A 22,578-nucleotide genomic window follows, 5' to 3' on the forward strand; every position below is an offset into this window, starting at 1 on the left:
TTTTAGGCAGGGTTGCGGGCTCCTGATGCACGGTTTGGCGCTTTCGGCGGCAAGCTTGAGGCGAATCTCCATGGCAATCCTGCGCAGTCGCGATGAAGTTTTGATGATTTCGACCGCACAATGTTCCGTCACAGCTTAAGCCAACGTCAATCTATGGACCTCATCCCCCTGTTGAAAGAGGGGTCGCGCCGCGCAGGACGGCTGCGGCGCGCACAATTGCGTGGCCGACGCCTCGCTCCCGATCATCGGGTTGCACTGCGATATCACAGAGGTCCTCGCGGCCGCCCGCCAGCGCGGCCTCGAGGAGCATGTTGTTCGGAGGTAGTATTCTCCTCAGGCCGCAAGCTGCGGGCGCACCGCTTCGATGCCGGCGATCCATCCGGCGACAGAGCGCCCGATCGCCTCAGGGTGATCCTCCTGGAGGAAGTGCAGGCCGGCGCCGAGACGAACGAGCGCGCAGTGCTTCAAGGCGGCTGCAAACCGCTCGGCAAATTCCGGCGCGACCAGAGCTCCGGGCTCGCCGGTGAAGAGCAGCTTTGGATAGGATGACGCGGCCAGCGCCGCGTGCGCGGATTGGAGCGCGGCATAGACATCGGCGGGCTCGCCTGCGATCGGCAATTCGCGCGGAAGCACAAGAACAGGACGGCGACTCTGCGGCGTCGGGAACGGCGCGCGATAGGGCGCCATCTCCTCGTCGCTGAGCTTGCGCACGATGCCGCCCGGCAGCACGCGCTCAACGAACGCGTTGGCCTCGAGGATCATCGCCTCGCCCTCCCCCGGCGTCCTGAATTTGCGGAAGGCCGCGCGCGCCGCCTCGGCATGATCCTGCTCTTCCGCGACCTCGGTATGGTGGAAATCCTGCCAGGTCGGCATCGGACGGATGAACTCCATGAAGGCGAGGCCGCGCACGAGATCCGGGCGGCGCGCGGCGAGATGAAATGCCAGCGCCGTGCCCCAGTCCTGCGCGACGAGATAGGCCGAATGAATGCCGCGCTCCTCAATGAATGCATCGAGATAGCGGACATGATCGAAGAAGCGATAGGCGATGTCGGGCTTGTCGGATTGACCGAAGCCGACGAGGTCTGGCGCGATGCAACGGGCGACCGGCGACACCAGCGGCAGGATGTTGCGCCAGATGTGCGACGACGTCGGATTGCCGTGCAGGAACAGCGCGACCGGCGCATCTTCCCGACCCGTCTCGCGATAGGCCATGCTGCTTCCCAGGACAGACGCGTTGCGAATTTCGATCTCGATCGGCTTACTCATGTCGGCTCCTTGAACACGGTTTGGAATGCGATGGTCTTGAAACGTTCGAGCGCCTTGGGACTGCGGTCGACCTTCATGCGCAGGATCGCGCCCTGCCAGGACGCGAGCAGGAAGTCGGCAAGCTCATCAGGCGCGAAATCGGATGCGATCTCGCCGCTCGTCTGGGCATCCCTGATGCAGGCGGCAAACGGCGCGCGCCACTCGGCGAAGATCGCTGCAAGGCGTTCGCGCAACAGCTCGCTGCTGCCGCTCGCTTCCAGGCTGAGATCGCCAATCAGGCAGCCGCGTCCATAACCGTCGGCCTCCAGCCGGAAGGTGATGATGTCGAGATAGCGCCTGAGCCGCGCCCGCGGCGTCAGCGAGGCGTCGTCGAGCGCTTCGGCGACCAATCCGCTGGTGATTTCGAAATAGCGGTCGAGCACCTCCGAGGCGAACGCCTCCTTGGAGCGGAAATGGTTGGTGAAGGACCCCTGCGGCGCGCCCGCGGCCGCGGTGACGTCGCGCACGCTGGTGCCGTGATAGCCGGTTCGGAACATGACCTTGAGACCGGCGTCGAGGATGGCGTCTTTAAGCGAGGGTTTTGGCATAGACGAATTAATACGTACGTACGTATTTATGTCAAGCGCGAATTTGTTGCCCGGCAATCTTCTTTGCTGGTCAATCGGTTACCGGATTCTTGGACGACAGATCAGGCCGCTGGATGGCTGCGCGAGACGACCCAGAAGCGCAGCCAGGCGCCGATGGTGCAGCCGGCGAGGTAGCAGGCGAACATGATCAGGCCGAGGTCGAGCCAGTAGCCGAAGCGGCCGGGCACCACATGCGCGATCGAGGCCGCGACCAGGGCGGCAGCGAGCACCGCGAGCCAGCGCGCGGTCACCTTGGAGGTGCCGTTGCCGCGCTGGACCACCGAGATCCAGCCCATGCAGAAGCCCAGCAGCAGCGAGCCGATCAGCCAGCCCATATGGAACGAGACGAGATAGGGCATCGTCACCTCACCAGAAATTCGATGCGGCGGTTCTGCGCCTTGCCTTCGTCGGTGTCGTTGCCGGCGAGCGGCTGCGTGGCGCCATGGCCGACCGCGGCGAAGCGGGTGGCGGGCAGACCGGCCTTGACCAGATAATCGATCACCGCCTGCGCGCGCTTCTCCGACAGTGCCTGGTTGAAGGAGTCCTCGCCGTCGGCATCGGTGTGGCCGGCGACCTCGATATTGGTGGTGGGGCAGCGCAGCGCGGTCTCGATCAGATGATCGAGGATGGCTGCGGAATCCGGATCGATGTCGGCGCGCTTGGCTGCGAAACGGATCTTGCCCTTGTTGAGGAGCTCGGTGAACAATTGCTGGCAGACCGTGCCATCGACCGGCCCCGCGGCCGGCTTCACCGTGATCTCCGGCTTGTATTGCCAGTTCTTGGGAAAGTCCTTGCCGAGGCCGGCGCGGATGTCGTTGGCGGCGCCCTCGTAGAGCGCATCACCCGACAGCTTCACCTCGCGGTCGGAGACCACGAGCGTGCCGGTCGACAGCCGCGACAGCGCGCCGAGCGCTGCAACCACCGCCGTGTTGAACGACGCCGGCGCGCCGATGCTGGCCTTGAGATTGTCGACGACTTTCTCGGTGAAGAACTTTCGCAACGCGCTGGTCGCGATGGCCGCGTGCACGTTGTTGTCGGGCACGTAGCCGGTCAGCGTCACGGTCGCGGCGACCGGGTCCTTGTAGGCCTGGAAGATGTAGGGCGGCGCCTTGACCTCGTTGGCGGCGATCGAAAACCCCTCGGGCAGGTTCTTCAGCGCAGCCGCAATCGCCTCACGGCCGCCGAGGTCGCGCGCCATGCCCGACAGATTGACCTTGGTGTCCGTGATCGTGATCTTGCCGTCCTTGAGCTTGCCGATCTGGTCGAGCAGCAGCATCGCGGCCGCCTCGAACCGTGCCGGCGCACCGCGTGCCAGCCCCATCTGATCGGCGACCTCGACCCCGTTGACCTCCTTGCGCGCCGCCTCGGTGAGCCTTGCCTTCATCGACGGCAAGGGCGCGGAGCCCGACAGCGTCACCCGCACCACGTCACGCTCGGCATTCCAGACGAAGGGTTTGGCTTCGGGAACGAGGCGGGTCCGGTCGTCGACCAGGCGCACGCCCGGGACCATGTCCACCGCCATGACCGCGTCGCGGCGGCCTTCCTCGGAAAAGGCGTCCGCGGCCAGAGCGATGTCGCGGCCGTCCACCGCGATCCGGGTCTTGTCCAGAACGGTATCCTTGAGCGCCGCCGAGCTGCGCGCGGACAGGTCCGCCTCGACCGGCAAGGTATTATTCCAGGCCGCAAATCCCCACATGACGGCCAGGGGGATCAGCCCCGGCCACCATTTGCTGGCCCACCTGAAAAGCTTCTGCATTCGACGACCCGAACTCTGGAACCGGAGACAAAACAAACCCTTGACGGGCTGTCAAACCGGAAATGACGCCCTTCCAAAGGCCCTGCATGAACAATTGGAATAACTTTTTCTTCAAGGGTGTCACCCTAAGTTGAGGACGGAATGCCAGGGGTCTGCCAGCCGGACATGAAACAACTCCGTAACAACGTCATCCGCGCCGGGCTGGGAGCACTCTATTTCAGCGGGGCGCACCACCTCTTGCGCCCGCTTTTGTCGGGCGTCGGCGCTATTTTCATGCTGCACCACGTCCGGCCGGCCCGCGACGCCGCGTTCCAGCCCAACCGGCACCTCGAGGTCACCCCGGAATTCCTGCGCGCCACGCTGAGCCACCTGCGCTCGCGCGACATCGACATCGTCAGCATGGACGAGCTGCATGAGCGGCTGGTGCAGGGCAGGTTCGCGCGCCGCTTCGCCGCCTTCACCCTGGACGACGGCTACCGCGACAATCTCGACCACGCGCTGCCGGTTCTGCGCGAATTTGACGCGCCCCTGGCCGTCTACGTCGCCAGCGATTTCGCCGAGGGCACCGGACGTCTCTGGTGGACGGCGCTGGAGGCCGTGATCGCCAAGGCCGAGCAGATCGACGTCCAAATCGGCAATGGCGCGCTGCGGCTCGATGCGACGACCCCTGCTGCAAAACAGGCGGCGTTCGACCGCCTGCACGACTGGCTGCGCGCGCTTCCAGGCGAGCATGATCTCAAGCGTGAGATCGAGGCGCTCTGCACGACATATGACGTCGACATGGAAGCGCTGTGCCGCGGCCTGTGTCTGTCCTGGAACGAGGTGAAGACCTTTGCCGCCGATCCGCTGGTGACAATCGGCGCGCATTCCATCAGTCATTGCAATCTCGCCAGGCAGAGCGGGGAGATCGCATCGCAGGAGATGGCGGTGAGCCGCGCGCGGATCGAGCAGGCGCTCGGCCGCAAGGTGCAGCATTTTGCATATCCCTACGGCGACCGCGATGCCGCGGGCGAGCGCGAATTCGCGCTTGCCGCAACCGCCGGCTTCAAGACCGCAGTGACGACGCGGCCCGGCATGCTGTTCGCCGAGAATGCCGGCCACATGACCGCGCTGCCGCGCGTCTCGCTCAACGGCAACTACCAGGACACGCGGATTCTGCCGGTGCTGACCTCGGGCGCCGCAACCGCGATGTGGAACGGCTTTCGTCGGATCGCGGCGGCTTAGTAGCCTACCCTGGGTGTCGTCCCCGCGAACGCGGGGACCCATACCGCGGAAGCTATCCATCGATATCGATAGAAGTACCGAACGACGAATCTTCGTCCAACTACTCCCTGGGGTTATGGGTCCCCGCGTGCGCGGGGACGACACCGAGTTGGTTGAATCGCTGTCGCGCCACACTCAGCGCCTTCCTTGACTCCCCTCGCCTCCCCGCCCAAAAACATCGCCAACCAAGGGAGGTACCATGTTCAACGATCTGTTCTCGCTCAAAGGCCGCGTCGCGCTCGTGACCGGCGGCTCGCGCGGCATCGGCAAGATGATCGCGGCGGGATTCCTCAGCGCCGGCGCTGCGAAGGTCTACATCACCGCGCGCAAGGCGGGACCGTGCGAGGCCACCGCGAACGAGCTCACCGCGCAATATGGCGGCGAATGCATCGCGCTGCCGATCGACATCTCGACCGTTGCCGGCGCCGAACTGCTGGCGAGTGAATACAACAAGCGCGAACAGAAGCTCGACATCCTCGTCAACAATGCGGGAGCGGCCTGGGGCGCCGAGTTCGACGAATTCCCGGAGAGTGGCTGGGACAAGGTGATGAACCTCAACGTCAAGGCGCCGTTCTTCCTGACCAAGGCGCTGGCGCCGACGCTGCGCGCATCTGCTAGCGCCGAGCGGCCGGCGAAGGTGATCAACATCGCCTCGATCGACGGCATCTTCGTCAATCCGGGCGAGACCTATTCTTATGCCGCGAGCAAGGCCGGCCTGATCCATCTGACAAGGCGCATGGCGGTGAAGCTGATCTCCGACCACGTCGTGGTCACCGCGATCGCACCGGGCCCGTTCAAATCCGACATGAACCGCGCCGCGCGCGATCATGCCGACGAGGTCGCGACCCGCGTGCCCGTGGGCCGCATCGGCACCGACGAGGACATGGCGGGCGCCGCGATCTATCTGGCGTCGCGCGCGGGCGACTACGTGGTGGGCGCGACCATCGCGGTGGATGGCGGCATCGTTTACGCCAACCCCGGGATCAAGGGGAGCGGGTGGGATAGCGAGTGATCGGGGCAATCTCCGTTACGCGCAGCGGGGTTCGAAACCAAAACGTCGAAAACAACCCCATGCACAGTAGAAGGCCCCTTGATCCATAAGGGATTTTTTTGGCCGTGCGGCGGCGCTGCGATGATGTTGACCCGTCGGGCAAAACACCGGCGTGAGACCTGGCCCTCACCCCACAATCACTGTCATGCCCCGGCTACGCCGCGGCCTATCGACCTAACCACTGCTGCCGCGGAGTACTGGATCACCCGCTTTCGCGGGTGATGACACCAGTTGTGTAACGCGGCTGTCGCGTCTCGCGCGCAGCCCCCTTACGACTCGATCTTCACATACTCGAAATCGCCGGGCTTGTTGTCGATGCCGACCTTGGGCGGCGCGATCCAGGAGGCGAACACGCCGGTTTCGGTGACGGGCTGCATCAGGGAGGTGATGAAGTCGCCATCGGCCTTCGAGGGCAGCCATTCGTCCTTGCGCTTCGCCCACATGGCATCGTCGATCAAAATGCCGTCGGGCGTCGCGTGCACGTCCTTAAACTCGCCGATGTGGCGGTGGAAGGCGACGTTGGGCAGCGTCAGCTTGAAATCGTAGCCCGCGGTCGAGATCACCTTGTTCCAGCGCAGCATGCCCTTGACGCAATCCTGGCTGTAATCGTCGCGCAGGCGCATGTTGAGTGCGGTCAGCGCCGGCTCGTCCACCAGCTTGATCTCGCCGTTGATGAACTTCAGCACCGGATAGGTCGCGTTCTTGAGCTGGTGATCGTCGTCGATCTGGGTCTCGTGATAGCGGCCCTTGATGCCGGTGTTGAAGGCGTTGGCCGCGTTGGTCGAGACTTCCGAGCCGAACAGATCGAGCGACAGCGTGTAGTGCAGGTTCAGCTTCTTCTGGATGGTCGGCAGATCGATGACGCCGAGCGCGCGGACCTTGGCGATGTCCGTGGGATCAGTGATGCCGGCTTCGCGCATCGCATCGCAGGTGCGCTGCACGACGCGGGTGATGCCGGTCTCGCCGACGAACATGTGGTGCGCTTCCTCGGTCAGCATGAAGCGGCAGGTGCGCGACAGCGGATCGAAGCCCGACTGCGCGAGGCTGTGCAGCTGCATCTTGCCGTCGCGGTCGGTGAAGTAGGTGAACATGAAGAAGGACAGCCAGTCCGGCGTCGCCTCGTTGAAGGCGCCCAGCATGCGCGGCGCATCGGCATCGCCGGAGCGGCGGCGGAGCAAATCGTCGGCTTCCTCGCGGCCGTCGCGACCGAAGTACTTTTGCAGCAGATAGACCATCGCCCAGAGGTGGCGGCCTTCCTCGACATTGACCTGGAACAGGTTGCGCATGTCGTAGAGCGAGGGCGCGGTCTTGCCGAGATGGCGCTGCTGCTCGACCGAGGCCGGTTCAGTATCGCCCTGGATCACGATCAGGCGGCGCAGCATGGCGCGGTATTCGCCCGGCACTTCCTGCCAGGCCGGCTCGCCATAATGCTCGCCGAACGGCACGACGCGGTTCTCTTCCTGGGGCGCCAGCAGAATGCCCCAGCGATAGTCGGGCATGCGCACGTAATCGAACTTGGCCCAGCCGCGCGGATCGACCGAGTAGGCAGTGCGCAAATACACCAACGATTCCTGGAAACCTTCCGGCCCCATGTCGCTCCACCAATCCATGTAACCGGGATGCCAGCCTTCCAGCGCCTTCAGCACCTGGCGGTCTTCGGCGAGATTCACGTTGTTGGGAATCTTGGTCGAGTAGTCGACGTTCATGATGTTCATGTTCATGGCCGTGCTTCTCCCTAAACTCTAGTCATATCGAATTTCGGCTTCTGGCCGCTGCCGTAGCGGCGCAGCGCGCCTTCCTCGCCGACCGCGTTGGGGCGCTGGAATATCCAGTTCTGCCATGCGGTCAGGCGCGAGAAGATTTTTGATTCCATGGTCTCGGGACCGACGAAGCGCAGGCTCGCTTCCATGCCGGTGAGGCTGTCGGGCGAGAAGCTGGCGCGCTCTTCGAGGAACACGCGGACCTCGTCGTCCCAGTCGATGTCGTCGAGCGCGAAGGTGACGAGGCCGAGCTCTTCGGCCTGCTCGGCGTCGAGGGCGGTGCCCATCGTAGCTTCCGCGCGCTCGACATCGGACGGATCGGCCTGGAAGCGCGATTCCAGCCGGGTCAGGCCGTGGCTCATCGGATAGGGGCCGAAATTCATCGCGGAAAGTTCGATCGACGGCGGCGGACGGTTGTCGCCCTGGCGCGTGCCGATCAGCATGTAGGACCGGTCGGCGGCGAACACGAGCTCGGCGAGCGTGCCGGCAAAGCACGAACCTGGCTCGACCAGCGTCACCAGTGTGCGCGAGGTGACGTCGATGCGCTTCAAGACGCGCTTCCAGTAGTGCCTGATTTCATTGACCAGCCAGTGCGCCTTGTTGGCCTCGAGGAAGGCGTCGGATGCCAGCACATGGGCGCGGTCGCCATGGCTCTTGAACACCAGCATGGCGATCTCGAGCTCGTTGATGCGCAAATGCAGGATGGCGTCGTCGATCTCGCGTGCGACCTGGAGCGGCCAGAACGCAGCGCCCTGCGCCATCATGCCGTCGATGTCGGCGGGAGGTGCGGCTTCCGGCGCCTTGATCGAGATGGCGGCGATGCGCGCGGCGCGGTCGATGTCGACGGTGACGAAGCCGTAGTGAATGCTGGTCTCGCCGATGGCGCGCTTGAGCGGCGTCAGCGCGATGCCTTTACCGCTGCCCTTGCGTTTGGAGCCATCGGCGAATTCCCTGGCGCGCTCGGCGATCCTGGCCTCGAGCTTGCTATTCGGCGCGATTTCGTCGACGAGGCGCCATTGCACGGCGCGCTTGCCCTTGACGCCTTCCTCGATGGTGCAGAAGAAGTCAGCGTGGTCGCGGCGCACCTTGCGCTTGTCAACGACACGCGTGAGGCCGCCGGTGCCCGGCAGCACCGCGAGCAGCGGCACTTCGGGCAAGGCAACGGCAGACGAGCCGTCGTCGGCGAGGATGATGTGGTCAGTCGCGAGCGCGAGCTCATAACCGCCGCCGGCGGCCGAGCCGTTCACCACCGTGATGTAGCGCTGGCCGGAATTCTCGGAAGAATCTTCCATGCCGTTGCGGGTCTCGTTGGTGAATTTGCAGAAGTTCACCTTGTGAGCGTGCGTCGAGCCCGCGAGCATGCGGATGTTGGCGCCGGCACAGAACACGCGATTCTTGGCCGAGCGCATCACGACGACCTTCACCTCGGGGTGCTCGAAGCGCAGGCGCTGCACGACGTCCGCAAGCTCGATGTCGACGCCGAGGTCGTAGGAATTGAGCTTGAGCAGATAGCCCTCGAACAGGCCGCCGTTCTCGTCGACGTCCATGGTCAGCGTCGCGACGTCGCCCTCGACCGCGAGCTTCCAGTGCCGGTAGCGGGACGGTTCGGTCTGGAAATCGATGAATGTCGCGCCGCCTGCGAGGCGCCGATCTTCCCCGGCCATGGGCCACCCTTGAGCTTGATTATGTGTTCTGGCGTTTACCGTTAGATGCACAATAGTGCATCTTTTGAAGTGCGTCTAGCCCTTAACCGCCGACGCATGCACTTTGTTTCATGCGGACGGCTAAGACCGCACAATGGCGCCGAGGGCGATCCAGTCGGCCTTGGAGAGCTGGGGACGGTCGAGCTTGGCCTGGAGCAGCGCGCTGAGCGCCGGAATAGGAAAGCTCTCGACAAAGCCGTCGCCGCTAGGTGCCGCCTTGCGCGCGCTCAGCGCCCGCAACTCTGCCATCGCATCCCCGAACAGGCGCGCGGCCGAATGCGAGCGCTGCATGCGCAGCCGCAGATTCGCATTGGAGACGAGAATACAGGCGCGCAGCAGGATGCGCTCGCGGCCGCCCTGCGGGGCTGCGGCCCACACCGCCTCCAGCACCTCCTGCGCTTCCCAGAAATAGCCGCGGTCGTTGAGTGCAAGCCCGTAGCGCAGCGCCGGATGGCGCGCGGGCACGTGGCCGCGGAAGGCCGGGGGCACCAGCGCCTTGGCCAAATCAAGCGTCTCGTAATCCGCGTCGACCGCGCCGGTCTCGCCCGGCACATAGGCCCATCGCGGCCACGGCAATGGGCCGCTCGCATGTGAAGGCACATTCATCGATGTGCCTCCGCATGATCATGCGGCGCGTCCCTGAAGTCCCTGATCGTCGCGCAGGGCCGCTCTTGCAAATGGCTCAATTGCGTCAAGCGTCGCCCCCGGCGCTTCACGATGCGGGGAATGGCCCGCCTCTGAAATGATTTTCAAATCTACCGGACAGTAACACTCTTCCTGCGCAATTTCGAGCTGACGCAGCGTGCCATATTGGTCGGCTGCACCTTGCAGGACCAGAATGGGAACGCGGATATAGGCCAGGTACTCCGAGATGTCCCAGTCGCGGAATTTCGGATCGAGCCAGGCACCGTTCCAGCCATGGAAGGCGTTGTCGACGTCCTTGTGCCAGCGCGCCAGTTTTGACTTGAGGTCGGTGGTCTCGAAACTCGTCTTGATCTCGGCGATCGACTTCACCGAGATGTCCTCGACGATGAAATGCGGCGCGATCAGCACCAGGCCTTGCAGCCGGTGATCCTGATGCGCGCCGGCATAGATCGTTGCGATCGAGGCGCCATCAGAATGGCCGAGCAGCAGGCCGCGTTTGAAACCGATCGCGTCGAGGATTTTCGGCAGCACGTCCAGCGCCTCGCGCTGCATGTAGTCGAGCGGACGCGGCAGCGTCGTCGGGCTGGATTGGCCATAGCCTGCGCGGGAATAGAGGAAGACGCCGGCGCCGGTGGCTTGCTGGACTTTCTCGGGAAAGTCGCCCCAGAGGCCGACCGAGCCGAGGCCTTCATGCAGCATGACGATGGTCGGCGCGTCGGCGGCTTGCGGCGCGAGCCATTTGTATTCGAGGCTGGCGCCATCGATGCTGAGGAAACCTGTGGGGGTGAGGTTGGTCATGGTCGAATTCCGATTCCTGGTCGCTGAGGAAGTGCCCACCCTCCCCTGGAGGGGGAGGGTCGACTCACGTTGAGCGGAGCGAAACGCGAGTCGGGGTGGGGTGACAGTCTCTCCACGGATGCGGTGCCCGTGTGGAGAGATCACCCCACCCCGCTCCGCATTGCGCTTCGCTCCATGCGAAGCGACCCTCCCCCTCCAGGGGAGGGTAAGTAAGCGAGCTTGCTGCCCGCACGCTCAATTCGCGCCGTCCCGCAATTTGAACCGCTGGATCTTTCCCGTCGCCGTCTTCGGCAAGGACTCCACCACGTCGATCCAGCGCGGATATTTCCATGGGCCGATCTTCTGCTTGACGTGCTCCTTCAGCATCTCCTGGAGACCGCTCGTCGTCACGCCGGGCCGCAGCACGACGAAGGCCTTCGGCTTCAACAGGCCTTCCGGATCGGCCTCGGGCACGACAGCGGCCTCCAGCACGGCGGGATGCGTGATCAGCGCGCTCTCGACCTCGAACGGCGAGACCCAAATGCCGGAGACCTTGAACATGTCGTCGGCACGACCGCAGAAGGTGTAGCGGCCCTCGCTATCGCGAACGTATTTGTCGCCGGTGCGGGTCCATGGGCCTTCAAAAGTGCGGCGGCTCTTGTGACGCTGGTTCCAGTAGCCCTCGCCGGCGGAGGGCGCATCGACCAGCAGCTCGCCGACCTCGCCGTCGGCGACGTCCTGGCCGGCCTCGTTGACGAGCCGCACCGCATAGCCCGGTACCGGCTTGCCGGACGAGCCGTAATTGATGTCGCCCGGCGCATTCGAGAGAAAAATATGCAACAGCTCGGTCGAGCCGACGCCATCGAGGATGTCGACGCCGAAGCGCGCCTTCCAGCTGTTGCCGACGGATTCCGGCAGCGCCTCGCCGGCCGAGGTGCAGATGCGCAAAGCCTTGCCGCAGCGCTCGCTTTTCATGGTCTCGTCGTTGAGCATCGCCGCGAACAATGTCGGCACGCCGTAGAAGATCGAGGGATTGTAGCGGTTCATCAGGTCGAACATGCGCGCCGGCGTCGGCCGCTCGCTGTTCAGTACGACCGTTGCGCCGACCGACATCGGAAAGGTCAGCGCATTGCCGAGGCCATAGGCGAAGAACAGCTTGGCCGCAGACAGGCACACATCGCTCTCGCGGATGCCCAGCACCTGCTTTGCGTAGGTATCCGCGGTCGCCTGAAGATTCGAATGGATGTGGCGCACGCCCTTGGGCATGCCGGTCGAGCCGGAGGAATAGAGCCAGAAGGCCGGCTCGTCCGGATGCGTCGCGGCGGTGGTGAACTGGTCGCTCTCGCCGGCGATCTCTTCAGCGAGCTGCTTGTGGCCGTTCTGCTTGGCGCCGGACACCACGACATGCTCGAGATCCGGCATGCGGCCAACCACGTCCTTGATGACGGGATAGAGCGCTTCGGAGACGAACAGCACGCGGGCACGGCAATCGGCGAGGATGTAGGCGTATTGATCTGCGGTCAGCAGCGTGTTGAGCGGCACCGGCACGATCCCGGCGCGGATCGCGCCCAGGAACACGACCGGGAAATCGACCGTATCCAGCATGATCATCGCCACGCGCTCCTCGCGGCGGACGCCGAGCCGGCGCAGCATGTTGGCGGCTCGGCACGTTTCGCGCTGGAGCTCGCCATAGGTCAGCCGCGAGACGGTGTCGTCGAAGACGAGCTTGCCTCCCCTGCCCTCCTCGACGTTCCGGTCGAGCAGCCAGGTCACCGCGTTATAGGATCCCTCGCTCACGGCCTTCTCCCCTGAATTTAGAATTATAATTCATAGAAAGACACCACGCCGGCTTGCTGTCAATGCTAGCAGGCATTATGTTTCATTAAAACGCGCCGCAAGACCTTTAAAGTTAAAGAAGGCGTCCGCTAAAGAAGGCTCATGACCGACAGTCCCGACGCCGAATCCCGATTTCTCGAACAGCTGGGCCAGCGCGTGCGCACCATGCGCGCGCTGCGCGGCATGTCGCGCAAGGTACTCGCCAAGGTATCAGGAATCTCGGAGCGCTACATCGCGCAGCTCGAAAGCGGCAAGGGCAATGTCTCGATCGTGCTGCTGCGCCGTGTCTCCGACGCGATGGGCGCGCATCTCGAAGATTTGCTTCCCTCGGCCGATCCGACCCCGGACTGGCAGATGTTTCGCGATCTTCTGCGCAAGGCGACACCCGCGCAGATCGCGCAGGCAAAGGATCTGCTCGCCGGCGGCAGCGCCTCGGCGCCGCGGCGCGCACCGTTCTGCGGCATCGCGCTGATTGGCCTGCGAGGTGCTGGCAAATCCACGCTCGGCAGGATGCTGGCGAAGAAGGTCGGCTGGAGTTTTGTCGAGCTCAACAAGGAGGTCGAGCAGCAGAACGGGCTCTCGGTCGCCGAGATCATCGCGCTGTACGGCCAGGAAGGCTTTCGCCGCATGGAGCAGGCGGCGCTGCAACAGCTGCTCGCACGCAACGAGCTGATGGTGCTGGCGACCGGCGGCGGCATCGTCTCCGAACCTTTGACCTTCGACCAGATCCTGACCTCGTTCTACACGATCTGGCTGAAGGCCGAGCCCGAAGAGCATATGGCCCGCGTCCGCCGCCAGGGCGATCTGCGCCCGATGGCGGACGACCGCTCCGCGATGGCCGAGCTGCGCAATATCCTGCTGAGCCGCGAACCGCTGTATTCGCGCGCGACCGCGGTGGTGGATACCGCGGGGCTCAGCGTCGATGCGGCCGCGGCGCGGCTGATCGATGCGGTGCGGCCGGTGCTGCAAAACGAAGCCCGCAGCTTCGGCCTGCGCAGCGTGGCGCTGTAGAGATGACCGACAGCACCGTCACCACCTCCATGTTCGAGCGGATCGGCGGCAGTGCCACGATCGACCGTCTCGTCGATCGCTTCTACGACCGCATGGACACGCTACCGGAGGCGAAAATCATCCGCGCGATGCATGCGGACGACCTCGGCCTGATCAGGGAAGTGCTGAAGCGCTATCTCACCGAATGGACCGGCGGGCCAAAACTCTATTCGGTCGAGAAGGGCCATCCGCGGCTGCGCCAGCGGCACCTCGGCTTTGCGATCGGCGATGCCGAGCGTGACGCGTGGATGCTCTGCATGCGCGGCGCGCTGGAGGAGACGGTGACGGATGCCGCCGCGCGGCAAGACCTCGATCGTGCGCTGTCCGGCCTCGCCGACTGGATGCGCAACCGCTAGCGGCACCTTCGACGCGTAGCCCGGATGAGCGACGCCAAATCCGGGAATTTCGCGACGACTTCTCCGTGTATCGCTTCGCTCACCCGGGCTACAAAAGTCCCAATGCGACTAGATCGACCAGTAATTCGGATGCGGGTAGGGCCGCGAACGGTCGCCCCAGTCGAATTCGTCGCCGTCGAACTCGCATGGACCGCTGCTCAATTGCTCCGGCGTCAGTTCGGCCTGGAAGGCCTGACGTCCCGGATCATATTTCAGCGCGCTCCACTGCACGGGATAATGGTGATGTATACCGAGCAGCCTGCCGGTCTTGATCACGGCGTAGGCGACCGTTCCACTCACCTTGTCGAGCATCAATCGTTCGATCGTGCCGAGCTTCGTGCCGTCGCACCCATAGACGGCGACGTGTTCGACGCGATCACTGGGAACCATGGTGTGTTGCATGGCGTGCTCCCTGATCTTGTCCGAACTGCATTATAGCACAGACGGCGGAATGTAGGGCGGATTAGCGTCGGCGCAGCCCACTCTTGCGTTGCACCAACGCAGCTACAGCAATTGCGAGTGCACGGAGCCTGCGCCCTCGCGCAACAGCGGCAGGAAACGCTCGATCAATTCCTGTGCCGGCACGCGATCGACATGAGCGCCCATGTTGATGGCGGCGACGATGACGTCGTCATAACGGCGGACGGGGACCGAGATCGAGCGGAAATGCGGTTCGGCCTCGCGGTCGACGAGGGAATAGCCTTGCGCGCGATCGGCGGCGATGCGCGTGAGTAGCGCCTTGGGGTCCGTCACCGTCTGCGGCGTCAGCGCCTCGCGCGTCGTCGCCTTGAGGCGCGCAGTGAGATCGGCATCGTCGAGCTGGCCCAGCATGGCGCGGCCGACCGAGGTGCAGAAGGCCGGGAGGCGATAGCCGATCTCCAGGCCGCCCGAGAACATCCGCGCCGGACTGCTGCGCGCGACGAACACGACGTCGTCACCGTCGAGCACCGCGAGCGAGGCGATTTCCTGCGCGGCCGTCGCGATGCGATCGAGCACGGGCTGGAGCACGGCGACGAGCTGGCTGGAGCGCAAGTACGACGCCGCCAGCGTCAGCACATGCGGCGTCAGCGAGAACAGCTTGCCATCGCCGGAGACGTAGCCGCCGCGCTGGAGCGTGAACAGCATGCGCCGGGCGGTCGCGCGCGGCAGCTCGGCGGCGCGGGCGAGATCGCTCAGCGTCATCGGCCCTGTGTTCGTGCCGAAGCACTGGAGCAAGCGCAGGCCACGATCGAGCGCTTCGACGAAATCCGTCGCGCGCTCGTCGGTATCGCTCCGCTTCAGCTTGGGCATGGTGACGGGACAATCCTGCAAAATAGTGCTTGCTGCCGGTCCAAGGCATGTCATAATTCGCCCATTCGTTCAATAGGCGAACAAACGCCACTCCACAAAAGGATGCACTCGCCATGATGAGCCAGGAGCAGAACGACCTGATCACCCGCACCGGGCCGAAGGATCCGTGCGGCAGACTGATGCGGAGCTACTGGCAGCCGGCGGCGCTGGTGGATGAGCTCGAAGGCGATCGTCCGATCCGTCCCGTCAAGCTGCTCGGCGAGAATCTGGTGCTGTTTCGCGACGAGACCGGGCGCTATGGCCTGATCGACCGGCACTGCGCGCATCGCGGCGCCGACCTCGCCTTCGGGCGGCTCGAGCATGGCGGCCTGCGTTGCGCCTTCCATGGCTGGCTGTTCGACGCCACCGGCCAGTGCATCGAGACGCCGGCCGAGCCGAAGGATTCGAAGCTCTGCCAGAACATCCGCCAGCGCTCCTATCCCGTGGTGGAGAAGAGCGGCATCCTCTGGGCTTATCTCGGCGAAGGCGCGCCGCCGGCCTTTCCGGAGCTCGACTGTTTCGTCGCACCCGGCACGCACACTTTCGCGTTCAAGGGCCACATGGCCTGCAACTGGCTGCAGGCCCTCGAAGTCGGCATCGATCCCGCGCACGCCTCCTATTTGCATCGCTTCTTCGAGGACGAGGACACCTCCACGGCCTACGGCAAGCAGTTCCGCGGCGCCTCCGCCGGCTCCGACCTGCCGATGACGAAGATCCTGCGCGAGTATGACCGCCCGATCATCAATGTCGAGCACACCGAATACGGCCTGCGGCTGATCGCGCTGCGCGAGATCGACGAGGAGCGCACCCATGTGCGCGTCACCAACCAGCTCTTCCCGCACGGCTTCGTCATTCCCATGAGCACGGAGATGACGATCACGCAGTGGCACGTGCCGATCGACGACGAGAACTGCTACTGGTACGCGATCTTCACCAGCTATTCGAACCCGGTCGACAAGCAGAAGATGCGCGACCAGCGGCTCGAGCTCTATGAGCTGCCCGACTACAAATCGCGCAAGAACAGAGCCAACGATTACGGCTTCGATCCGCACGAGCAGCAGACCGCGACCTACACCGGCATGGGCACCGACATCAACGTTCATGACCAGTGGGCGGTGGAATCGATGGGCGCAATCCAGGACCGCACCAAGGAGCATCTCGGCTCGAGCGACAAGGCGATCGTGCAATATCGCCGCCTGCTGCGGCAGGAGATCGAGAAGGTCGGCGGCGGCGAGAAGCCGATGCTGTTCCTTGACGAGGCCAACGCGCGCAGCATCCAGGGACCGGCGACCATGGACGGCATCGGGCCGACGCGCGGCTGGGAAACCTACTGGATGGAAGTCGACGTCAAGCGCCGCCGCGGCGCACCGTGGACCGCGCCGGTGCCGAAGGAGATCGCGGACAACGTGCACCGGCTGACGGCTGCGGAGTGACGATCTTGCACGGACCCCGTAGGGTGGGCAAAGGCGCAAAGCGCCGTGCCCACCATGCTTCCGCCGAGGCGATCGACGCGGTGGGCACGCTACGCTTTGCCCACCCTACGGCAGTTGAAGGAGTCGCAAAGTGACTTTCGTCGCGCGTCATGCGCTGTGGTCGGATGAGCAGAAGGATGCGGCGGCGCGCATGGGCCGTCTCGTCAGCGAGAAGAATCTCGAGGTCATCCGCCTCGCCTTCCCCGACCAGCACGGCATCCTGCGCGGCAAGACCATCATCGCGTCGGAAGCTATCGCATCGCTGGAAAGCGGCTGCTCCATCACCACCACCATGCTTGCCAAGGACACCTCGCACCGCACGGTGTTTCCGGTGTTCACCTCCGGCGGTGGCTTCGGCATGAAGGAGATGGAGGGCGCGGCCGACGTGCTGATGGTCGCCGATCCCACCACGTTTCGCGTGCTGCCCTGGGCGCCGGCGACGGGCTGGGTTCTCTGCGACCTCTATTTCAACGACGGCCGCCCGGTGCCGTTCGCAACGCGGGGGCTTTATCGCAAAGTGCTCGATGAGCTCGGCGCGCGCGGCCACGATTTCGTGGCGGGGCTCGAAGTCGAATTCCACATCTTCAAGCTCGACGAAGCGCATATGCGCGCGGAGGACGCGGGCCAGCCCGGCACGCCGCCTTCGGTGAGCCTGCTCAGCCACGGCTATCAATATCTCACCGAGCAGCGCTTCGATCAGATGGAGCCGGTGCTGGAGATTTTGCGGCGCGACATCGTCGCACTTGGACTTCCCCTGCGCTCCGTCGAGGTCGAGTTCGGCCCGAGCCAGTGCGAATTCACCTTTGCACCGAAGAAGGGCCTCGAGCCCGCCGACAACATGGTGCTGTTCCGCTCCGCCGTGAAGCAGATCGCGCGCCGCCACGGCTACCACGCCACCTTCATGTGCCGGCCGAAGCTTCCGAACCTGTTCGCCAGCGGCTGGCACCTGCATCAATCGATCGTGTCGCGCGCGAGCGGTGACAACCTGTTCATGGCAAAAGACGGCGGCGAGCCGCTCAGCGCATTCGGCCGCTCATATCTCGCCGGCCTGCTCGATCACGCCCGCGCGTCGACCGTGTTCACCACGCCGACCATCAACGGCTACAAGCGCTACCGCTCCTATTCGCTGGCACCCGACCGCGCGATCTGGGGCCGCGACAATCGCGGCGTGATGATCCGCGTGCTCGGCGGCGCCGGCGATGCGGCGACGCGCCTGGAAAACCGGATCGGCGAGCCCGCCGCCAATCCCTATCTCTACATGGCCTCGCAAATCCTCTCAGGCCTCGACGGCGTCGACCGCAAGCTCGACCCCGGTCCGTCCGCCGACACGCCCTACGAGACCAAGGCGCCGCTGCTGCCGAAAAGCTTGCGCGATGCGGTCAGCGCGCTGAAGGACGACCCGTTCTTCCGCGAGAAGTTCGGGCCCGAGTTCGTCGACTATTACACCCACATCAAGAACGCCGAGATCGACCGCTTCCTGTCCGAGGTGACCGACTGGGAGCACAGGGAATATTTCGAGGTGTTTTGACACCCTCCTCCTGGAGAGCTGGTCAAGACCGCAAGAGCTCCCCGCTCACGGCGGTGTGAGACGACTTCGTCCTACCTGTTCCGACGACATCACACCGTGGGCGGACGAAGCCGTTTTCCATCCCCACGAAAACCGCCGGAAATACTCCTGCGTTAGCCTGCACTCATGTGATCAACAGTGGAGTTCGATCATGTGGGGTCAATTGTTCAGCCTGATCTACCATCTGTCGTGCCGGACCACCTTGATCGAAATCGGCACGCACCGTCTGGCGCGCTGACAGCATCGGATGCGCAATAGGTAAGACGGATTGACCAGATCAAGGGGGATGCCATGCGCAAGCTGATCCTGATCGCGGCGGCGTCGCTGTTGGCAAGCCAGGCCTATGCGGGTGGGTCGCGGAGCCTCAGTCTCGCGGCGAGCAATTCAAGCCAGCAGGCGACTGAGCAGCCCGCCACGACGGCAACGTCCACGCCGCAAGCGTCATCACAGCCGGCGAATGTCCAGACCGCGACCACCGCGCCGACCTCGGCGACGGCACCGGCGCCCCCGACGGCTCCAGCCGCACAATCGACGCCGCCGGCGAGCACGGCCGGAACGAGCAAGCCGAAGCGCCGCCAGCCCTCTACCGAAGCCCGCGTGGTGCGCGAGTTGCATCGCCACGGGATCTATTGGTGATCACTTCACCAGCGATAGCCGAGCGTCGCGATCACGGTTAGCGGGGCACCGCGGTAGCAATAGCCGACCTGGCACGTGGTGTAGTGCAGATTGAACAGGTTCTTGGCATTGACCTGGAATGTGAGGCCCTTCAGCTCCTTCGCCGCCTGGCTGAAATCATATTTCAGCGCCGCGTCGACCAGGGTCACCGAGCTGTTCTTGAACGTGTTGGCGTCGTCGCCATAGCTCCAGGACATGTAGCGTACGCCGGCGCCGACGCTCAGTCCCGCGAGCGGGCCGGCCAGCGGCAGGGCATAATTGCCCCACAGCGTCGCGGTGTGCGGAGGATTGCCGGACGGAAACTTGCCGATCGTCGTGCTGTCCGCCGCCTGCTTGGTCACCATGTCGAGATAGGTGTAGGACGAGGTGATGTCGAAGCCGCCGCCGAGGCTCGCAAGGCCCTGCAATTCGAAGCCGCGGCTTTGAATCTCGCCGCGCTGGACCGTCACGCCGGTCCCGGTCGTGACAAGGCCGCCACTCTGGGTCAGGTCGAAGACCGCGGCGGTGATGAAGCTCCGCGTCCCCGGCGGCTGATACTTGACGCCGACCTCAGTCTGCTTGCCCGTGGTCGGCTTGAAGAAGGCGCCTGTGGGATCGACGCCGAGATTGGGAAAGAACGAGGTCGAATAGGCGACGTAGGGCGCAACGCCGGAATCGAACACATAGGTCAGCCCGGCCCGCCCGCTATAGGCCTGATCAGACTGCGTCTGCCGGGTCAGCGCGAACAGATCCTCACCTGTGGTGCGGACCCAGTCGCTGCGGCCGCTCATTGTCAGGATCCAGTGATCGAGCTTGGCCTGATCCTGGATATACACACCGGACTGGGTTTGCCGCTGCTGCGTCGAGGACGAGATCGCTGGATCGGGAATGGCTTCCGGCGCGTAGACCGGCGAGGCCACATTGAGATCGGAGACACCGAAGCCAAAACCCTGCCTGTCGGTGAACTTCGACGCGGTGTAGTCGGTGCCGACCAAGAGCGTGTGCTGCACCGGCCCGGTCGAAAGCTTGGCCTCGACCTGGTTGTCCATGATGGCCGATTGCAGCGTATCGTGAACCAAGCCGGTATAGCGCGAGACCACATTGCCCACGGGAGCGCCGAGAAAGCCGACATAGCGGGTGACCGCATCGACATCGACGTAACGGAATTTCTGGCGGACGGTGATGTCGTTGTTGAACGCGTGCTCGAACAAATAGCCCACCCGTCCCTGCTCCTGGTCGAGCGAATTGTAGGATGGGCTGCCCGTGAAAACGTCCGTGGCGGTGCCTGTGCCCGTGGAATAGGTGAACATCGACCCGGGCGTCTTCGACTTCTGATAGGACCCGAGAATCGTCAGGGTCGTCGATTGATCCGGCTTCCAGGTGAAGGCAGGCGCGATGTAGGTCCTGTTATCCTTGCCGCCGGGAACGAACACATTCGCGTCACGCATCACGCCGGTCAGCCGATACGAAAACTGACCGTCGGCATCGACCGGGCCCGACAGGTCGAAATTGCCCTGAATGCGATCGCGGTCGCCGAACACCGTCTGCACCTCGTGAAACGGCTGGCTGGTCGGCAGCTTGCTCTGGAGGTCGATCAGTCCGCCGGGGGAGCCGAGGCCATAGAGTGCCGAGCTCGGGCCACGGACCAAGGTGATACTGTCGACCCCATAGGGCTCGGTCTTGAACACGCTGAGACCGGCCCCGACGAGGCGCAGGCCATCGAGATAGATGCCGTTATAGGTGATGTCGAAGCCGCGGATCGAGATGGCGTCGAAGCGCGGATCGTAGCCGGACGCATCGATGCGAACGCCGGGTTGATAGCCAACCGCTTCGGTCAGCGTCTGCACGGCGCGATCGTTGAGCTCCTTGCGCGTCACGACCGAGATCGACTGCGGTGTCTCGAGCAATGGCGTGTTGGTCTTCGTGCCCGCCGTGCTGCCGCTCGCGACATAGCTGCTCTCACTCGACGCGTTGCCACGACCGGCACCGGTCTCGCGCACGCCCGCGTTTCTGGCTGGCGCGGGCCCGGAATTTCGCTGCGTCGCGACGCGGCCGCGTGGCGACTGCGACGCTCGCTGAGCGGATTGGGTCCGCGAACGCACCTGGTTCGGTGCCTCCACCGTGACGGGAGGTAACGTCGCCGCCGTCGAGGTCGAATTGGCCCCGGAGGTTTGTGCGGCCGATGGCGTTGCGTGCAGCACCACGCCAAGACCGGCTACACCAAGACCGGCCACGCCAAGACCGGCCTTCACCACCCGTTCCCAGCCGAACGTCTGTCCGTCGTCGCGCCTCATCGTCTTCCCCGAGTTCCATCTTCAAAAGCACCACCGGAGTAAGCAGATCGAGAGGCGCACCGCCTTTGCGACTGTGCAAATCGCCTTTGATTCCACGTGGAGGCTTTCAAGACTGCGGACGGAGACTCATCGCGAACGATGCCGACACATCGCGAAACATTTCGGCAGGCGTGCAATCCTTTCGCCGCTACTGACAACGGCTCGGCGAATGGCCGAAGCGCCTGCGAAAGGCCGTTGCGAAATTGGCCGGATGGGCATAGCCGACCCGAAAGGCCGCCTCGGTGACCGACAAGCGCTGATGGATCAGAAGCGCACGTGCGGCATCGAGTCGCCTGGCCCGCAAATAGTCGATCGCGCTTTCGCCATACGCGATCTGGAATTTCTGGTTGAAGGAGCGGCGGCTCAGCCCTGCGTGCCGCGCCAGTTCGTCGATGCTCCAGGGATAGGCGAGATCGGAATCCATCCGCTCCTTGACCGATTGCAGCCGCATCCGCTGGGGATCGCCGGCCGGATCGACTTCGATCCGTCCGCGCTCGCCGAACAAGGCGTGGACCACGATCTCGGCGGCATGCGCCGACAGCAACAATTGCGCCGCGTTGCCGGCGACCGGCGGCGAGAACATTTCCGCCGCGACGGCCTGCACGCGCGCAGACGCCGTCAGAGAGACGATGGCCGCGCCGGCCTCATCGTTCTTGAACAGCGCCCGAAACGCGTTCCCGAGTCCGAGCCCGTCGATGGAGGTTTGGGGAAGCGCCAAGCCTATCGCAGGACGCTCGTCACACCGAACCGAGCATGTTGCAGCGACGGCTTCGCGCACGGCGATTGCCGTCATCTGCCTTTCACCGCCGGATCCGCGCGGCAGAATGCCGCGGCTCGCGCCGTCGTCGAACGCAACGGAGATGAACAGGCCCGGCGCGACAATCGCGGGCCCGTCGGGGTCGGCTCGAAACTCACCTCTGACGAACACGCAGCCCGGGAAATCCAGCCATTGCGCTGTCGCTGAAGCACTAGGCTGTACGGAACCGATCTCGTCTCCAGGTCGCCAGGCAATTTGATTGTAAAAGTCCCGCATCGAATCCGCTTGCGCCGCGACATTGACGGCTGGCGGCGGCGCGCTCAAGGCCTCTGCGCGCA

General features: G+C 64.4%; 20 protein-coding genes. 7 read left to right on the forward strand and 13 right to left on the reverse strand.

The features are described from left to right. Positions 1-333: 333 nt before the first annotated feature. The 4 genes from I3J27_RS37580 to I3J27_RS37595 form a co-directional block, all read right to left on the reverse strand. Positions 334-1,266, reverse strand: a complete 933-nt coding sequence (locus I3J27_RS37580) for a haloalkane dehalogenase (RefSeq protein WP_270163842.1) — start codon at positions 1,264-1,266, stop codon at positions 334-336. Then, positions 1,263-1,853, reverse strand: a complete 591-nt coding sequence (locus tag I3J27_RS37585; protein WP_270163843.1) for a TetR/AcrR family transcriptional regulator — start codon at positions 1,851-1,853, stop codon at positions 1,263-1,265. The genes I3J27_RS37580 and I3J27_RS37585 overlap by 4 nt, the downstream gene beginning before the upstream one ends. Before the next feature lie 101 nt (positions 1,854-1,954). Further along, positions 1,955-2,251, reverse strand: a complete 297-nt coding sequence (locus I3J27_RS37590; RefSeq protein WP_270163844.1) for a hypothetical protein — start codon at positions 2,249-2,251, stop codon at positions 1,955-1,957. 2 nt (positions 2,252-2,253) lie between these two features. Further along, positions 2,254-3,648: an OmpA family protein gene (locus tag I3J27_RS37595; RefSeq protein ID WP_270163845.1), complete on the reverse strand. Its 1,395-nt coding sequence runs from the start codon at positions 3,646-3,648 to the stop codon at positions 2,254-2,256. A gap of 165 nt (positions 3,649-3,813) precedes the next feature. Between I3J27_RS37595 and I3J27_RS37600 the strand changes: the two genes are divergently transcribed. Together I3J27_RS37600 and I3J27_RS37605 are read left to right on the forward strand one after the other, a co-directional pair. Next, complete coding sequence (locus tag I3J27_RS37600) at positions 3,814-4,872, forward strand: polysaccharide deacetylase family protein (RefSeq protein ID WP_270163846.1); 1,059 nt, start codon at positions 3,814-3,816, stop codon at positions 4,870-4,872. A gap of 238 nt (positions 4,873-5,110) precedes the next feature. Then, a complete protein-coding gene (locus tag I3J27_RS37605) occupies positions 5,111-5,923 on the forward strand; it encodes an SDR family oxidoreductase (protein WP_270163847.1) in 813 nt (270 codons plus the stop codon). 308 nt (positions 5,924-6,231) lie between these two features. On the opposite strand, the gene boxB is transcribed toward I3J27_RS37605, so the two are convergent. The 5 genes from boxB to I3J27_RS37630 all read right to left on the reverse strand — a co-directional run bounded on the left by boxB (position 6,232) and on the right by I3J27_RS37630 (position 12,644). Next, positions 6,232-7,683: a benzoyl-CoA 2,3-epoxidase subunit BoxB gene (gene boxB, locus I3J27_RS37610; protein ID WP_270163848.1), complete on the reverse strand. Its 1,452-nt coding sequence runs from the start codon at positions 7,681-7,683 to the stop codon at positions 6,232-6,234. Between the two features lie 14 nt (positions 7,684-7,697). Further along, positions 7,698-9,386: a 2,3-epoxybenzoyl-CoA dihydrolase gene (gene boxC / locus I3J27_RS37615; protein ID WP_270163849.1), complete on the reverse strand. Its 1,689-nt coding sequence runs from the start codon at positions 9,384-9,386 to the stop codon at positions 7,698-7,700. A gap of 120 nt (positions 9,387-9,506) precedes the next feature. After that, positions 9,507-10,031 carry a DUF309 domain-containing protein gene (locus I3J27_RS37620; protein WP_270163850.1) on the reverse strand — a complete coding sequence of 175 codons (525 nt, stop codon included), beginning with the start codon at positions 10,029-10,031 and terminating at the stop codon, positions 9,507-9,509. An 18-nt stretch (positions 10,032-10,049) separates the two neighbouring features. After that, positions 10,050-10,868, reverse strand: a complete 819-nt coding sequence (locus I3J27_RS37625; protein WP_270163851.1) for an alpha/beta fold hydrolase — start codon at positions 10,866-10,868, stop codon at positions 10,050-10,052. A 234-nt stretch (positions 10,869-11,102) separates the two neighbouring features. Beyond that, positions 11,103-12,644: a benzoate-CoA ligase family protein gene (locus I3J27_RS37630; RefSeq protein ID WP_270163852.1), complete on the reverse strand. Its 1,542-nt coding sequence runs from the start codon at positions 12,642-12,644 to the stop codon at positions 11,103-11,105. Between the two features lie 141 nt (positions 12,645-12,785). Here I3J27_RS37630 and I3J27_RS37635 point away from each other — a divergent pair, with 141 nt between their 5' ends. Together I3J27_RS37635 and I3J27_RS37640 are read left to right on the forward strand one after the other, a co-directional pair. Beyond that, the gene (locus I3J27_RS37635) at positions 12,786-13,694 is read left to right on the forward strand and encodes a helix-turn-helix transcriptional regulator (RefSeq protein ID WP_028139766.1); all 909 of its coding nucleotides are present in this window, start codon (positions 12,786-12,788) and stop codon (positions 13,692-13,694) included. A gap of 2 nt (positions 13,695-13,696) precedes the next feature. After that, positions 13,697-14,089, forward strand: a complete 393-nt coding sequence (locus I3J27_RS37640; protein ID WP_270163853.1) for a group II truncated hemoglobin — start codon at positions 13,697-13,699, stop codon at positions 14,087-14,089. A gap of 108 nt (positions 14,090-14,197) precedes the next feature. Here the strand turns inward: I3J27_RS37640 and I3J27_RS37645 are convergent, their stop codons facing one another. Next, positions 14,198-14,530: a PRC-barrel domain-containing protein gene (locus I3J27_RS37645; RefSeq protein ID WP_270163854.1), complete on the reverse strand. Its 333-nt coding sequence runs from the start codon at positions 14,528-14,530 to the stop codon at positions 14,198-14,200. 102 nt (positions 14,531-14,632) lie between these two features. Then, positions 14,633-15,418 carry an IclR family transcriptional regulator domain-containing protein gene (locus tag I3J27_RS37650; RefSeq protein WP_270163855.1) on the reverse strand — a complete coding sequence of 262 codons (786 nt, stop codon included), beginning with the start codon at positions 15,416-15,418 and terminating at the stop codon, positions 14,633-14,635. A 113-nt stretch (positions 15,419-15,531) separates the two neighbouring features. On the opposite strand from I3J27_RS37650, the gene I3J27_RS37655 reads away from it, so the two are divergent. From I3J27_RS37655 to I3J27_RS37665, 3 genes are all read left to right on the forward strand, one after another. Continuing rightward, complete coding sequence (locus I3J27_RS37655) at positions 15,532-16,890, forward strand: aromatic ring-hydroxylating dioxygenase subunit alpha (protein ID WP_270163856.1); 1,359 nt, start codon at positions 15,532-15,534, stop codon at positions 16,888-16,890. A gap of 130 nt (positions 16,891-17,020) precedes the next feature. Then, entirely contained in the window at positions 17,021-18,457 is a 1,437-nt protein-coding gene (locus I3J27_RS37660; RefSeq protein WP_270163857.1) for a glutamine synthetase family protein, read from the forward strand. Between the two features lie 330 nt (positions 18,458-18,787). Then, entirely contained in the window at positions 18,788-19,132 is a 345-nt protein-coding gene (locus I3J27_RS37665; RefSeq protein ID WP_270163858.1) for a hypothetical protein, read from the forward strand. Positions 19,133-19,137: 5 nt separating this feature from the next. Here I3J27_RS37665 and I3J27_RS37670 read toward each other — a convergent pair whose 3' ends face one another. Beyond that, the gene (locus I3J27_RS37670; RefSeq protein WP_270163859.1) at positions 19,138-21,444 is read right to left on the reverse strand and encodes a TonB-dependent siderophore receptor; all 2,307 of its coding nucleotides are present in this window, start codon (positions 21,442-21,444) and stop codon (positions 19,138-19,140) included. 187 nt (positions 21,445-21,631) lie between these two features. Further along, entirely contained in the window at positions 21,632-22,564 is a 933-nt protein-coding gene (locus tag I3J27_RS37675) for a helix-turn-helix transcriptional regulator (RefSeq protein ID WP_270163860.1), read from the reverse strand. Between the last annotated feature and the right edge of the window lie 14 nt (positions 22,565-22,578).

The organism is Bradyrhizobium xenonodulans (assembly GCF_027594865.1).
In the GTDB taxonomy this organism is placed as follows: domain Bacteria; phylum Pseudomonadota; class Alphaproteobacteria; order Rhizobiales; family Xanthobacteraceae; genus Bradyrhizobium; species Bradyrhizobium xenonodulans.